The 13,872-nt window shown below is 40.9% G+C and carries 15 protein-coding genes and 1 pseudogene; all 16 read right to left on the bottom strand.

Annotation, left to right across the window (positions count from 1 at the left end; all coding sequences use genetic code 11):
* Nucleotides 1-319, bottom strand: a pseudogene (locus ACLTU0_RS07145) (cobyric acid synthase CobQ); the annotation flags it as partial.
* A complete protein-coding gene (locus ACLTU0_RS07140; protein ID WP_412321816.1) occupies nt 312-1,316 on the bottom strand; it encodes a pyridoxal phosphate-dependent aminotransferase in 1,005 nt (334 codons plus the stop codon). The pseudogene ACLTU0_RS07145 and the gene ACLTU0_RS07140, both read right to left, overlap by 8 nt.
* Nucleotides 1,306-2,274: an adenosylcobinamide-phosphate synthase CbiB gene (gene cbiB / locus ACLTU0_RS07135; RefSeq protein ID WP_412321815.1), complete on the bottom strand. Its 969-nt coding sequence runs from the start codon at nt 2,272-2,274 to the stop codon at nt 1,306-1,308. The genes ACLTU0_RS07140 and cbiB overlap by 11 nt, the downstream gene beginning before the upstream one ends.
* On the bottom strand, nt 2,246-2,791 hold the full coding sequence (locus ACLTU0_RS07130; RefSeq protein WP_412321813.1) for a histidine phosphatase family protein: 546 nt from the start codon (nt 2,789-2,791) through the stop codon (nt 2,246-2,248). Before ACLTU0_RS07130 ends, cbiB begins: the two co-directional genes overlap by 29 nt.
* Complete coding sequence (locus ACLTU0_RS07125) at nt 2,788-3,153, bottom strand: bifunctional adenosylcobinamide kinase/adenosylcobinamide-phosphate guanylyltransferase (protein ID WP_412321812.1); 366 nt, start codon at nt 3,151-3,153, stop codon at nt 2,788-2,790. Before ACLTU0_RS07125 ends, ACLTU0_RS07130 begins: the two co-directional genes overlap by 4 nt.
* Nucleotides 3,138-3,899 carry an adenosylcobinamide-GDP ribazoletransferase gene (locus ACLTU0_RS07120; RefSeq protein WP_022230268.1) on the bottom strand — a complete coding sequence of 254 codons (762 nt, stop codon included), beginning with the start codon at nt 3,897-3,899 and terminating at the stop codon, nt 3,138-3,140. Before ACLTU0_RS07120 ends, ACLTU0_RS07125 begins: the two co-directional genes overlap by 16 nt.
* Nucleotide 3,900: 1 nt before the next feature.
* Nucleotides 3,901-4,404, bottom strand: a complete 504-nt coding sequence (locus ACLTU0_RS07115; protein WP_412321811.1) for a bifunctional adenosylcobinamide kinase/adenosylcobinamide-phosphate guanylyltransferase — start codon at nt 4,402-4,404, stop codon at nt 3,901-3,903.
* Nucleotides 4,404-5,438 (bottom strand): nicotinate-nucleotide--dimethylbenzimidazole phosphoribosyltransferase, encoded by a 1,035-nt coding sequence (gene cobT / locus ACLTU0_RS07110; RefSeq protein WP_412321810.1) that lies wholly within the window; start codon nt 5,436-5,438, stop codon nt 4,404-4,406. The genes ACLTU0_RS07115 and cobT overlap by 1 nt, the downstream gene beginning before the upstream one ends.
* Entirely contained in the window at nt 5,417-6,757 is a 1,341-nt protein-coding gene (locus ACLTU0_RS07105) for a cobyrinate a,c-diamide synthase (protein ID WP_412321809.1), read from the bottom strand. Before ACLTU0_RS07105 ends, cobT begins: the two co-directional genes overlap by 22 nt.
* Nucleotides 6,754-7,908 (bottom strand): bifunctional cobalt-precorrin-7 (C(5))-methyltransferase/cobalt-precorrin-6B (C(15))-methyltransferase, encoded by a 1,155-nt coding sequence (locus tag ACLTU0_RS07100; protein WP_022230272.1) that lies wholly within the window; start codon nt 7,906-7,908, stop codon nt 6,754-6,756. The genes ACLTU0_RS07105 and ACLTU0_RS07100 overlap by 4 nt, the downstream gene beginning before the upstream one ends.
* A gap of 1 nt (nt 7,909) precedes the next feature.
* Nucleotides 7,910-8,629, bottom strand: a complete 720-nt coding sequence (cobK, locus tag ACLTU0_RS07095; RefSeq protein ID WP_412321808.1) for a precorrin-6A reductase — start codon at nt 8,627-8,629, stop codon at nt 7,910-7,912.
* The gene (gene cobJ / locus ACLTU0_RS07090) at nt 8,622-9,350 is read right to left on the bottom strand and encodes a precorrin-3B C(17)-methyltransferase (protein WP_412321806.1); all 729 of its coding nucleotides are present in this window, start codon (nt 9,348-9,350) and stop codon (nt 8,622-8,624) included. The genes cobK and cobJ overlap by 8 nt, the downstream gene beginning before the upstream one ends.
* A 6-nt stretch (nt 9,351-9,356) precedes the next feature.
* A complete protein-coding gene (locus ACLTU0_RS07085) occupies nt 9,357-10,358 on the bottom strand; it encodes a cobalt-precorrin 5A hydrolase (protein ID WP_412321805.1) in 1,002 nt (333 codons plus the stop codon).
* Complete coding sequence (gene cobM, locus ACLTU0_RS07080) at nt 10,355-11,107, bottom strand: precorrin-4 C(11)-methyltransferase (RefSeq protein WP_412321804.1); 753 nt, start codon at nt 11,105-11,107, stop codon at nt 10,355-10,357. The genes ACLTU0_RS07085 and cobM overlap by 4 nt, the downstream gene beginning before the upstream one ends.
* Nucleotide 11,108: 1 nt before the next feature.
* A complete protein-coding gene (gene cbiD, locus ACLTU0_RS07075) occupies nt 11,109-12,176 on the bottom strand; it encodes a cobalt-precorrin-5B (C(1))-methyltransferase CbiD (RefSeq protein WP_412321803.1) in 1,068 nt (355 codons plus the stop codon).
* A 67-nt stretch (nt 12,177-12,243) separates the two neighbouring features.
* Nucleotides 12,244-13,872, bottom strand: a 1,629-nt coding sequence (locus ACLTU0_RS07070; RefSeq protein ID WP_412321802.1) for a DUF5915 domain-containing protein, incomplete at its 5' end; no start/stop codon positions are given.

Raw genomic sequence — 13,872 nt, 5'->3', positions numbered from 1 at the left:
ATTTAAAGTAGTCCACCGCATTCATATCGCCCTGAACTTCACCGTTTACAATAACTTGTGAGCCTTTATCGTTGGTAGGTTTAAGTAAAATCGGATTCATCAAAACAGACGGCTTTACGCCTGCCGCCTCTGCCTGTACGACCTGTGCACGCCCCATTTCAAGTCCCTCGTCAGTGATATACGAATTGAGCGCCATATTCTGCGACTTAAACGGCGCAGTCTTAAAGCCGTCCTGCTTAAAAATTCTGCACAATGCCGCCGCAATAATGCTTTTTCCCGCATTGGACATTGTTCCCTGTATCATAATCGCTTTAGCCACATATATCACCCAACTCTCTTATAAATTCCGCGTTTTCATCGTGTTTTTTAACTGCAATTCTGTAAAAGCCTTCATCAAGGCCGTTAAAATTTCCGCAGTTCCTTATCAGTATTTCTCGCTTTAAAAGTGACTTGTCAAGTCCGACACTGCCTTTAAATAAAATAAAATTTACGTCCGAATTAAATACTTTAAAGCCCAAATTTTTAAGCTCACCCATTAAAAATTCACGTTCTTCTCTTATAATTTTTTTACCTTTTTCAAGATAATCATTATCGTTAATCGCCGTAACTCCGCCGATTTGTGCCGCCGCCGACACATTCCACATCGGCAGCTGCCTTTGCACGTCACATACAAAATCAGTATCGGCAATCATATAACCGAGCCTTAATCCTGCCATTGCGTAAGTTTTCGTAAAAGCCTTGATAACAGGTACTTTTTCTTTCATCGAATATCCGTCCGACAAGTCCATAAAGCACTCGTCAAACACGCACACGATTTCCCTTTCAGCGCAAACCTCCGCAATATGTTGAGCCGTTTTTTTATCTGCAATTTTTCCGACAGGATTATTCGGATTGCATATGAAAACCATATCAATATCATCAAGATAATCAATAAAATCATCTTGCAGTTCAAAATCATTTTTTTCTTTCAAATAATAATAGCAAATTTGCGAACCCACGCTTTTAAGCGCCCTCTCGTACTCCGAAAATGTAGGTGCCAACAAAAGTGTTTTTTTCGGCATAACCGCACGAACAACCGCAAAAATCATTTCCGCCGCACCGTTTGAGCAAAGCACATTATCTGCGCCGACCTGCTCCTTTTCCGCAATGGCATTTCGTAAATTTACACACATTGCGTCAGGATAAATACCGAACTGTTCGATATTTTCCGCAATCGCTTTTTTTACGTTTTCACTCATTCCGAGCGGATTGGTATTCACCGAAAAATCAAGACGCACCTTATTTCTGTAAACGTCACCGCCATGCTCATATACCATATACAACACCTACCGCCACTTTCAATCCGACAAACAGCACCGCCGAAATTACGGACGTCATATACATAAGTTTAATCGAATCTGCAATATTATCATATTTAATCTGCTTAATGCTGTCGCCTATAAACGGCTTTTTGTACAGCTTGCCGAAATAGTACGCGTCACCTGCAAGCTGAATTTCCAGCGCACCAGCCACAACCGACTCCGTCTGAGCCGAGTTCGGACTTGCGTGATTGCGTGAATCGCGTTTAAAAATTCTGTACGCATTGCGTGAATTGTAGCCCACAATTTTTGATGCAAAAATCATCAAATATGCCGAAATTCTTGACGGTATATAATTTGCAATATCGTCAAGCTTTGCGGCAAATCTGCCGAAATTTATGTACCTGTCGTTCTTGTAACCGACCATTGAATCCATCGTGTTAATCGCCTTGTAAACGCAACCCAACACACCGCCGCCGATTGCCATATATATGAGCGGTGCAATAACTCCGTCAGACGTATTTTCCGCAACGGTTTCAACAGCCGCTTTCGTTATCCCAATGTCGTCAAGACTTTCCGTATCACGTCCGACAATCATAGAAACGCTTTTTCGTGCGCCGTCAACGTCACCGTTTTTGAGCGGTTTATACACACTCATACCTGCTTGTTTCAATGACTTCGCCGCAAGCATAAAATAGCATATAACGCTTTCAATCGCAATACCGAAAAAGTAATTTAATCTGTACGCAAAAAACAAAATCGCAAACGGTACACCGCCGCATATAATAAGCACGCATATCGCCATAACCGCACCGCCGAACCTTTCGTTTTTCGTGAAAATTCTTCTCATAACCTTTTCCAAAAACGAAATCAAATAACCTATAAGTCGAATTGGGTGCAGTTTAAAATCGGGGTCGCCGAATATTGCGTCAAGCACAAAACCTATACTAACCGCAGCCGATTGGGCTATAATCATCAACTATCTCTCCGTTTCTCATTTCAAATTCATATCCGCAGCCGTTTTTGACCTGATAATCATAAAAATTACCGCCAAAAAGTTTCTGCATAATCGCCATAATACTTCCGCCGTGAATTACAAACGCCGTGTCACGCTCCGTAAGGCTCTCAAAAAATCCGTCTTTGCAGCGATTTTTAAAATCTTCGTGTGTCTCGCCGTTCGGAAACGGCAATTCACCGTTACTGTCAATCCACTTTTGATAATCGGGATTGTCCTTTAAATCCTCGTATGATTTATTCTCAAAATCGCCGAAATCACATTCCTTGAGTTTATCACAAATTTCAATATCCACATTCGGATATATATATTCCGCCGTTTGAATACACCTCTTTAACGGACTTGCGACAACCCTCTCACACTTAGGATAATCGCCTTTCAGACAGTCGGTATTTATCAAATCTTCGTCCGTTGTTCCGATATATCTTCGCTTTAAATTTCCCTCCGTCATACCGTGACGTATAAGTATTATCTTCATTTAATTCTGTTCCCCACTCCGCATACAATTCGCACGACTTCGTCCGCTTTTTTCGCGATATAACAGCACGTTCTTCCGACTGTTTCGCGCCATTCTCTGTCACCTTTATCCATAGGAACAACGCCGTAACCGATTTCGGTTGAAATAATCGTTATATCGTGATTTTTCTCCGAAATCTCGTCAATAACCGAAACAATGTCCTTGCCGTCAGCCATCATTTTTTTTATAAAAATATGAAAACCATAAACCGCCTTTGCAGTCAAAACACTGTCATAATCGGCAATTAAAATTTCATCAATACCGTAATTTTCTCTTACAAAATCACGCTTTCCGCTATCCGCACCGCCTATAACAAAACGCATAATACACCTCCGAAAATCACGCACAAAACCTCGCATATACATACAAAATATCCCGCAATATCGCCTGTTATTCCGCCGAATTTACTGTATGCAACGTGTCTGTACCACAAAAACGAAATCACCGCCGCGCATATCGTACCCAGTCCGTACACGCCCGTAAAACAAAGCATCGCAACGCACAAAGCAATATACAAAATCATAACAGTCACAATCGTTTTTTTGTGTGCGGCACTCTTAAATGTGTAGAGAAGTCCGCTGTTTTTTGCACATTTAAAAATGCCGATTGCCAATCCGCTCAGCGAACGCGATAAAACAAAGCCTACACTCACCGCTATGGTAGCTTTTATATCCCATATCTCCGTCATAAATCCGAAAAACAACAGATAATACATTACCGCACCTATTATCGCAAATGCGCCCGTATGCGGATCTTTTAAAATTTCGAGTTTTTTCTCTTTGTCACCGTATGACGAAAGTGCATCAACGGTGTCAATAAATCCGTCCGTATGTATTCCGCCCGAAACAAGCACCGGCAAAGCTGTCATCACAACCGCATAAACGCTTGTGTTAAAACCAAATCTACCGCACAGAAATCGTACAAGTAACATAAGTCCGCCGATTACTGCACCGACAAGCGGAAAAAAGCACATTGCGTATTTCATGTTTTTTTCGTTCCATTCCACTCTCGGCATAGGAATTTTTGAATACATCGAAAATGCTACGCATATTGATTTAATTATGTTCATTTTACTGTCCCCTTTTAATTTCAATCGGTATTCCGTAAACGACCTCATACACTTTATCGGCACGTTTTGACAATGCACTGTTTATTCTGCCTAAAAGGCTGATATACATTTTAGTGTCCCCACCATATTCAATGCCGTCCGAAGATATTTCATTTGTGACAATAACAATATTTTCACTCTTTAAATTCAAAATTCCGCCGATAATTTTTTCAAAAGCATTATCATTATTATCCGAAAACATCACGTTTGCGGTCAAATTCGACATACATTCCAAAAGAATTGTATCGGCACTTTCCGTTATTTCGGATAAATCAGTATAACATTCAACCGTTCTAAAGCCTTTGCCGTCACGCATTTTTCTGTGACGTTCGATACGTTTTAAACATTCGTCATCATATGGTTTCATCGTTGCAACATACAGCATTTTACCGCCCAATTTCATTGCAATATTTTCGGTAAATTCAGACTTTCCGCTTCCGCTTCCGCCTGTTACAAGTATAAACATTATTTAAGCTCCTTATAGCTTTCAACGTTAATATCGTCAAAAGTAGACATTTCGTTATATACGCAAAGTGCGGTATCAAGTGCGGTAAGCATAACCATTCCGCCTGTCCCCTCGCCCAAGCACATATCCGCATTTATCGGTGCTTTCTTGCCGAGTAATTTCAAAATATCAGCCGTACAGCTTTCTTTTGAAACGTGTGACGCAATCATAAAATCACTGCATTTCGGACATAACTTTTCCGCACAAAGTGCCGCCACCGACGAAATAAATCCGTCAATAACCATTGCAGCGCCGTACATAGCACCGCCGATAAACGCCCCCGTCAAAGCGGTAATGTCATAACCGCCGACCTTTGAAAGCACGTCAAAAATATCGTTTTTATCAGGTTTGTGAAGCTCAATCGACTTTTTTATAACCTCAATTTTTCTCTCCAATGCACCGCTTGTCAGTCCCGCACCTCTGCCGGTTACGTCCTCTGCTTTTCTGTCAAGCAAAACGCTTGCAACCGCCGAGCTTGTAGTCGTGTTTCCGATTCCCATTTCACCGGTCACAATGATTTTATAGTCTTTTTCGCTAAGTTCTTTTACGCAGTCAATTCCCACTTGCACCGCCTCTTTGGCTTGCTCATACGTCATTGCTTTTTCGTGTAACATATTTTTTGTGCCGTACGATATTTTTTTGTTTACCACGCCGTCAACGTCACGCGCCACTCCCACGTCAATCGGTACAACGTCCGCACCGATATTTCTTGCCATAGCACACACGCTTGTTGCACCCTTTGCGAAGTTTTCCGTCACAACCGCCGTAACTTCCTGCCCCGTCTGCGTTACACCCTCGCACACAACGCCATTATCGGCACACATAACAAGTACACATCTCTTTTTTATGTCTATGTTTTGTGTCCCTTGAATACCCGCAATATTTTTTACAATATCCTCAAATACACCAAGACTGTGCAATGGTTTTGCTATTGAGTTCCATTTCTTTTCCGCATTTTCTACTGCTTGTTCATCTAATTTTCTGATTTTGTACATTTGTATTCCTCACAGCTTTTCATAAAGTTTTCGGCAAAATTTATATTTGCAAAAAAGTGCAAGTGCGGAAAACCTGCAAATAAGTTTTTATCAACATTCACACATTCCCACTGTCTGTCATTTTTCACAGCCGTAAAACCGTTTCCGTTACAGTCACTGTCAAAATAATGAAACTCTCTCGCTCGGATTTTATCGCCTTTTTTGCATAAAATATTATCTCTGTTTGCCGTCATTTCCATATATCCGAAGCGTTGCAAACGGTCTGTTTTTCTGCACTTTCCTTTGATTATGCCGACCATACGGTGTTCGTTTTTATCGCTATCCTCCATAATCTCGTGAAGATACATAAACCCTCCGCATTCCGCAATACACGGTACACCGCTTTCAACACACTCTTTAACCGAATTTAGTGTCCCCGTATTTTTCTCAAGAATATCCGCATACAGTTCGGGATAACCGCCTCCCAAAATCAATCCGTCGCACTGCGGTACGCTCTCATTTTCAAGCGGACTGAACTTAACAATCTCCGCACCCATTTCACTGAGTAAATTAAGATTATCCTCATAATAAAAACAAAACGCTCTGTCATACGCAACCGCAATTTTTACGTTATATTTTTTTGTAATTTCTGGCGATGTGAATTTAGTGTCCCTATCGTTTTCTGATATTTCTAAAACCTTGTCTATGTCAATGTATTTTTCGGCGTAATCGGCAAGTAAATTCATCTTGTCCTTTATACCGTCAATTTCCCCTGCGGTGACCAGTCCCAAATGCCTGCTGCTTATCTGCACATCTTTGATGTTCGGCAAAAAACCTAAAGGAATTAAGCCGATTTTTCGACATTCTTCCGACAAATTACCGTACAGTTTCTCGGACAGATTATTAAAAATAAAACCCTTAATATTATTTTTCCTAAACTCCTTAAACCCTTTCACCAAAGCCATTGCGGACAGGCTCATACCACGGCAGTTTACAACAAGAATAACATCTGTATCGGTAATCTCCGAAAGCTCGTGCGTACTTCCCTTTTCCGTAAAAGAAAAGCCGTCATAAAAGCCCATAACGCCCTCAATAACCGCAATATCACCGCTGTTTTTATTCAGCAAATAATTCACAGTATCATTGCTCATAAGGTATGTATCAAGGTTGTATGCCGCCGTTCCGATAACCGTTTTGTGAAACATCGGGTCAATATAATCCGGACCGCATTTAAAAGACGAAACATTAATTTTTCTGTTTACAAGTGCTTGAAGCACCGCACAAGTCACAGTTGTTTTTCCGCAGCCGCTGTTTGTGCCGGCAATCATAATTCTTCTCATAATTTTTCACCGCAGATTATGAAAACGGGATTTTGTGCCGTCATCATATTGTATCCGCCGACCTTTCTTCCTCTTGACGCACAGATTTGCGTCACCGAATATTCATACCCGAGTTTTTCAAAACTTTCTTGTGCAAGCGATAAAGTTTCAAGAGTTATTGCGTTCACGACCACTTTTTTGCAATCGCACTTTTCTATTATTTCATACAAATTCCCCGATGAACCGCCTATAAAAACCTTGTCCGCTTTCGGTAATCCGTCCATACCGTTCGGTGCGTCCGCACAAATTATTTCAATATTATCGGCATGAAATTTGAGTGCATTTTGTTTTATCAATTCAGCCGCCTCCGCTTTTTTTTCAATCGCATATACCTTGCCTTTTCCGCATAGCAGAGCCATTTCAATGCTTACCGAGCCTGTTCCCGCACCTATATCGTAACATATATCGTCATATTTGATTTCAAGCTTTGATATGCTTACCGCTCTCACTTCGCTTTTTGTCATAGGTGCGTTGCCTGTCACAAATTCGCTGTCGTTAATTCCGATTTTTGTGCATTTGTCATATTCATTATTGATTATTACCGCCACACTGAGCGAAGCTAATTTAGTGTCCCTAAAATCTTTTGCTTTTCCATGAAGTATTTTTTCGTTTTCATATGACAAATTTTCTCCGATATAAACTTTGGCATTTTCAAAACCGTATCGGCACAACTTATCGCAAGGATTTTCACCCAAAAGCACAAATGTTTTCTCATTCTCTCTGACTTCACTCACAATATTGCAATTTCTGCCGTGCATACTTACAATGTTCATGTCGTCATACGACATACCGATTTTAGCACAAAAATACGATACGCAACTTATACCTGCAAAAATTTCGGCATTAGGAAATTCTTCTTTTAATTTTTTCGCACCGCTGAAAAATGACGTATCGCCCGAAAAAAGTATTACTGCATTTTCACACTTATTTTCTTCTAAAATCTTTTTAATTTTATCCGTTTCATACTCAAAAAAAACTTTTTTCTCGTTGACATAAGGCTCGGCAACACGTTTTGCACCGATTATAATATCAGCATTTTTTATTTTTTCTTCTGCAATTTTTGTCAAATATTTAGTGTCCCCCATTCCGACACCGACTATAAAAATGTTCATATTACAACCACTCCAAAATCATTTTTTCAACCTCCGAAACCGTCATTCCGCTTTCATCGGTCGGTCTTTTAATTATAATACACTCAACGCCATTTTCCTTTGCCGCCTCTGTTTTTTCCATAAAACCGCCGTTTTTTCCCGTACATTTTGTAACAAGATACTTAATGTCAAGCTCACGAATTAACGCACTGTTAAACGCTTTTGAAAACGGTCCTTGCATACAAATAATATTTTTCATCTTGAAACCTGCATTTTTACACAGTTCCAGCGATTCCTCCGACGGCAGTACGCGTGCAAACGCTCTGTCCGCAACAACCGAAAACTTTGCAATTTCCTTTGAACCGGTCGTTATAAGTATGTTTCCTGTTGTTTTTTCAAGGTATTCTACGGCTGTTTTGATATTTTCAAAATACGCCCCGTCTGCCTGAACGTCCTCACGCACAACCCTTATATACTTCACTTTACACGCTTTTTTTATGTTTTCTGTCACAAATTCGGCGTAAGGGTGAGTTGCGTCAATGACCAATCTAACACTGTTTTCGTCAAAAAAATCAGCCATTTCTTCCGCCGTCATTCTTCCGATGCGCACGTTTTTCATATCAAGCAATTCCGCACCGTATTCCGTTGCAACGCACACAATGCAACTGACTTTTTGCTCACTCAAAAAGTCAGCGATTTTGTGTCCCTCGTCCGTACCGCCAAACAATACTACATCATACATTTTTATACCCTCTCGGTGTAACCATCTTTCCGCCGATATTTTTCGTCATAGAATTACCGATAAACACAGTCGTAAACATATCCGCGCTGTAATTTTTAAGTTCGGCAAGGCTCATAATCGCATATTCCTCACCGTCACGACCGATATTTTTTGCAACGGCACACACCGTATCAGCGTTTTTGTGTTTCAGCATTATGTCACACGCGCGCATTAAATAATCGTGACGTTTTTTGCTTGACGGATTGTACAGACATATCGCGAAATCAGCCTCCGCCGCGCATTCAAGACGTTTTTCGATTTTCTCCCAGGGGGTGAGCAAATCGCTAAGGCTTATAACGGCAAAATCGTGTCCCAACGGTGCTCCCACAAGTGCACCGCCGCTAAGCATTGCCGACACTCCTGCTACAACGCTCACTTCAACATTTTCATAGCCTGCCGCAATTTCATACACAAGTGACGCCATACCGTAAACTCCTGCATCACCGCTGCAAACAACTGCAACATTTCTGCCGTCAGCCGCCATTTCAACCGCTTTTCTGCAACGCTCCGCCTCCTGTTTCATCGCCGAAACGAAATATTCTTTTTCAGGAAACAGCTTTTTCACAAGCTCGGCATACACCGTATATCCGACAATCACATCGGCTTTTTCAAGCACATTTCTCGCCTCAAAAGTCATTCCGTCCGCACTTCCTGCGCCTATTCCAACAACATAAATTTTCATTCAAACTTAACCTTTCAAAAAATCAATTTCCGTATTTATTCTTCCGAGTGCCAAAGCCGTACCGTTTAAAGCCGTCTTTTTTTCTGTTATTTTCGCACCGACCGCACAAACCGCTCTTTCGCACACATTATCGACTCCGACAGTCTTTTTCACAAATTCGGACGCTGTAAATTTCCCCTCAACCGCCGTCAAAGTTTCAGCCGAAAACGTCAAAAGCGGTATATCGAATTTTTCACAAAATTCAACAATGCCCTTTTCATTTTTCTTTATATCCACCGTCGCAACCGCAAAAAGCGAATAAACCGACACTCCGTTCACTTTTAAAAATGCCAATATACTTTCTTCGACAGTTTCGCAGCCTTTTCTGCAACCGATTCCGAGTACAACATTTTTCGGCATTAAATTAAGCGTAGTTCTAAACGGCTTTTTATCGTCATCACTTATGCAAATTCCGACTTCATTGCTTTCTTCAAAACAATCTGGAACGTTTTTTAATTCGTAATCGGTATACAATCCGACTTTTTTGTCGTTCAAAATCCGTGACGATATTTCTTTTATAAGTTTAGTGTCCCCGATATGCAAATTATTTCTTACCGCAAATGTGTCGACAGAGAATTTTTTGTTAATATCGGTTGCCGTAGTTATAACCGCCACTCCGCTTGTCAATGAGGCGATTTTCTCCGCCAAATCATTCGCACCGCCTATATGTCCGGACAAAATCGGTATCGCAAAATTTCCTTTTTCATCAACCACCACAACTGCCGGATCTTTGGCTTTATCCTTGACATACGGAGCTATCGAACGCACCGCAATTCCGCACGCGCCGACAAACACAATCGCATTATATTTCTTGAAAATATCTCTGACAAGTGACGAAACATTATTAAATGTTTCCAAGCCGTCAGTCTTATATTTTTCAAAAACGTAGCCCTTTACGTCCATTTCACGCACGAGCATTTTTACGATTTTCGCACCGTTTTCCGTAAAAGCTATTGACGCAATTTTCATTCCGTCACGCCCTTTCTGAATTCGGTTGTAAATGTCTTATCGTAAAGTTTCGACAGTGAATAATCATCGCCGAGAAAATCACCGACTGTTATAAGTGCGGTCTTTTTTATACCGTTTTTCTCTGCTGTTTTATTTAGTGTCCCCACTGTGCAACGCATAACTTTTTCGTCTTTCCAAGTAGCCTTGTAAACTATCGCCGCAGGTGTATTTTCACTGTAACCGCCTTTTATAAGTTCAGCCGACAATTCCTTTAATAAACCTGTTGATAAAAATATCACCATTGTCGCATTATGTGACGCGAGCAAATGTATTTTTTCTTTCGGAGGCACAGGAGTTCTGCCCTCCATACGCGTTATTATGACGGTTTGCGATACATCAGGCAACGTATATTCCGCCTTCAAAGCCGCTGCCGCACCGCAAAAAGAGCTTACACCGGGGCAAACATCATATTCAATTCCAAGTTTATCAAGCCTGTCCATTTGTTCACGAATTGCACCGTAAACACACGGATCACCCGTATGCAAACGCACAATATTTTTAGTGTCCCCTTGTTTCATCACGTCAATAACTTCATCAAGATTCATTTTTGCACTGTTATAAATTTCAGCACTGTCTTTTGCGTATTCCAAAAGCTCAGGATTCACAAGCGAACCGGCATAAATAATAATATCTGCATTTTCCAAAAGTTTTTTTCCGCGTATAGTTATAAGATCGGCTGCACCGCTGCCCGCTCCAACAAAATGTACCATTTTATATCCTTTCCAAAATACCGTCAACATCAGCAGTTTTTCCGACAATCCCCTGTTTATTCAAAAACATTATCGCACCGATATTGACATCACTTCTGTGCTTTAGGTATTTATCAATTCTTTTCATCAATATATCAATAGTTTTAGTGTCCCCAATGATTTCATAAGCCTCATCGGTCGTCACACAATCGAGAATATCCGCAAAATTCTCCACACCGGCCAAAGCCGCACATAACGCAAGCGTTTCCATTCTGCCGTCCGCATATTTTGAATGAGTATTCATAATTCCGCTGCCAAGCTTAACAAGTTTACCCATATGCGAAATTATCAGTATATCCGAAAAACCCAAATCGGACGCATAATCTATCGCGTCACCAATATAATTACTGCACTGAACGGTATTTTTTATACCAAAAGTTTTTTTAGCAAAATCCTCGCCGTAATTGCCCGGCACAAGCACCGCAATACTGTCGCCGGCACTTTTTCGTGTATTGAGTTCAAGGAAAATCGTGTCCAAAAGTGCCTTTTCGCTCATAGGTTCAACAATTCCGCTTGTACCCAAAATCGAAATTCCACCCTCAATACCGAGTCTTGAATTAAACGTCTTTTTCGCGATTTCTTCGCCGTTCGGCACGGAAATAATCACATCAAAACCGCCGTCATAATCACCGCAAATCTCATTTATACTGTTTCTAATCATTTGACGCGGAACACTGTTTATCGCGGCATTTCCGACAGGTTGGTCAAGTCCGTTACGAGTCACGCGACCAACGCCCACACCGCCGTCAATTTTTATACCGCCACTATTTTTTCTGACAGTTGCACAAACAAGTATACCGTTTGTTATGTCGGGATCGTCACCGCTGTACTTTTTAACTGTGCAAGTGACACTGTCACCGTCAATCTGCGTGTCGGTTATGTCAATACTTATGCTCTCACCTTTGGGAAGTGTAATTTGAGTTGTTATGACTATTTCGTCATTTAACACAGTCATAACCGCCGCTTTTGCCGCCGCCGCGGCACAGCTACCAGTCGTGTAACCTTTCTTTAAAAACCTGTTGCTTTTCATCTGTTTTTCTCCACAAAAAAATCATATACATTATTATATAATGTATATGATTTTCTGTCAATCCAAATTAGAGTTTCTTAACACCAAGTGTTACCTTTTCACCGTTTATGTTCCATTCTTTTGTGTTACCGTCGGCAGAATTTGTATCAACTTCATCTGCAAGAGTTTCGTCTTTGATAGTGCTTTCATTATCAGTGATAATCTTAGCAATCTTATCATTACCCTCACAGCTTACTTTGATGTGGTCCATAACCTCAAAATCAGAATCTTTTCTCATTGTCTGAATTTTTGAAATCACTTCACGAACAAATCCTTCTTCGATAAGTTCTTCAGAAAGGTTTGTATCAAGCACAACAGTAATACCGTAATCGCTGTTTGATTCAAAGCCTTCCTTATGAGCCGATTCGATAAGCAAATCTTCTTCTGCAAGCGATTCTTCGTTTCCGTCAACAGTAATCTTTAGTGAGCCTGTTTCCTTAAGTTCAGCCATAGCCTTGCTACCGTCAATATTAGCAAGGATTTCTCTTACTGCGTTGATATTCTTACCGAAACGTCTGCCAAGAGTCTTTAACTGCGGTTTAAAGCTGTATGCAGTAAATGCGGCAACGTCATCTGTAAATTCAACCTTTTTAACGTTAAGTTCGTCCTCAATAATGTCAATATAGAAATCACTAAGTGCCTCCGGTGCTTTAACGTACATCATACCGATTGGCTGACGGTTCTTAATATTTGCAGTATTACGGCACGCACGACCAAGCACAACTATATCAAGAACTTCTTCCATATCATTTTCAAGTTCTTTATCAATAAGTTTTTCGTCATATTCAGGGAAGTCGCACAAGTGAATACTTTCCGGAGCGGACTTATCAATATTTCTTACAAGATTTTGATAAATATCCTCTGTCATAAACGGAATCATCGGTGCAGCCGCCTTACAAAGCGTTACAAGTGCGGTATAAAGAGTCATGTACGCGTTAATCTTATCCTGAGTCATTTCCTTAACCCAGAAACGTGCTCTCGAACGTCTTACATACCAGTTCGAAAGCTCGTCAACAAAGTTATCAAGCACTCTTGCCGTTTCTGTAATCTTGTAATTTGCAAGGTTATCGTCAACTGTCTTAACAAGTGTATTAAGCTTTGACAAAAGCCACTTATCCATTACAGAAAGTTTATCGTATTCAAGAGTATACTTTGTTGCATCAAACTCGTCAATATTCGCATACAATACGAAGAACGCATATGTGTTCCAAAGTGTACCCATAAACTTACGTTGTCCTTCCGAAACCGCACCGTCATGGAAACGATTCGGCAGCCATGGGGCACTGTTTGAATAGAAGTACCAGCGAATTGCGTCCGCGCCGTGCTTTTCAAGTGCGTCAAACGGATCAACCGCATTGCCCTTAGACTTAGACATCTTCTGACCGTTTTCATCCTGAACGTGTCCCAAAACGATTACATTCTTGTACGGTGCTTTATTGAATAGCAAAGTTGATTCCGCAAGAAGTGAATAGAACCAACCTCTTGTCTGGTCAACCGCCTCACTGATAAAGTCAGCAGGGAAGTTTTCTTCAAATATATCCTTATTTTCAAACGGATAGTGCCACTGTGCAAAAGGCATTGCACCCGAGTCAAACCAACAGTCGATAACTTCAGGAACTCTGTGCATTTCCTTACCGCATTCAGGACACTTAATAGT

The sequence above is a fragment of the Hominilimicola sp. genome (genome assembly GCF_046972485.1).
GTDB lineage: Bacteria > Bacillota > Clostridia > UBA1381 > UBA1381 > Hominilimicola > Hominilimicola fabiformis.
Note: the sequence above shows the minus strand (reverse complement) of the source record. Positions and strands in the feature narration are given on the sequence as shown.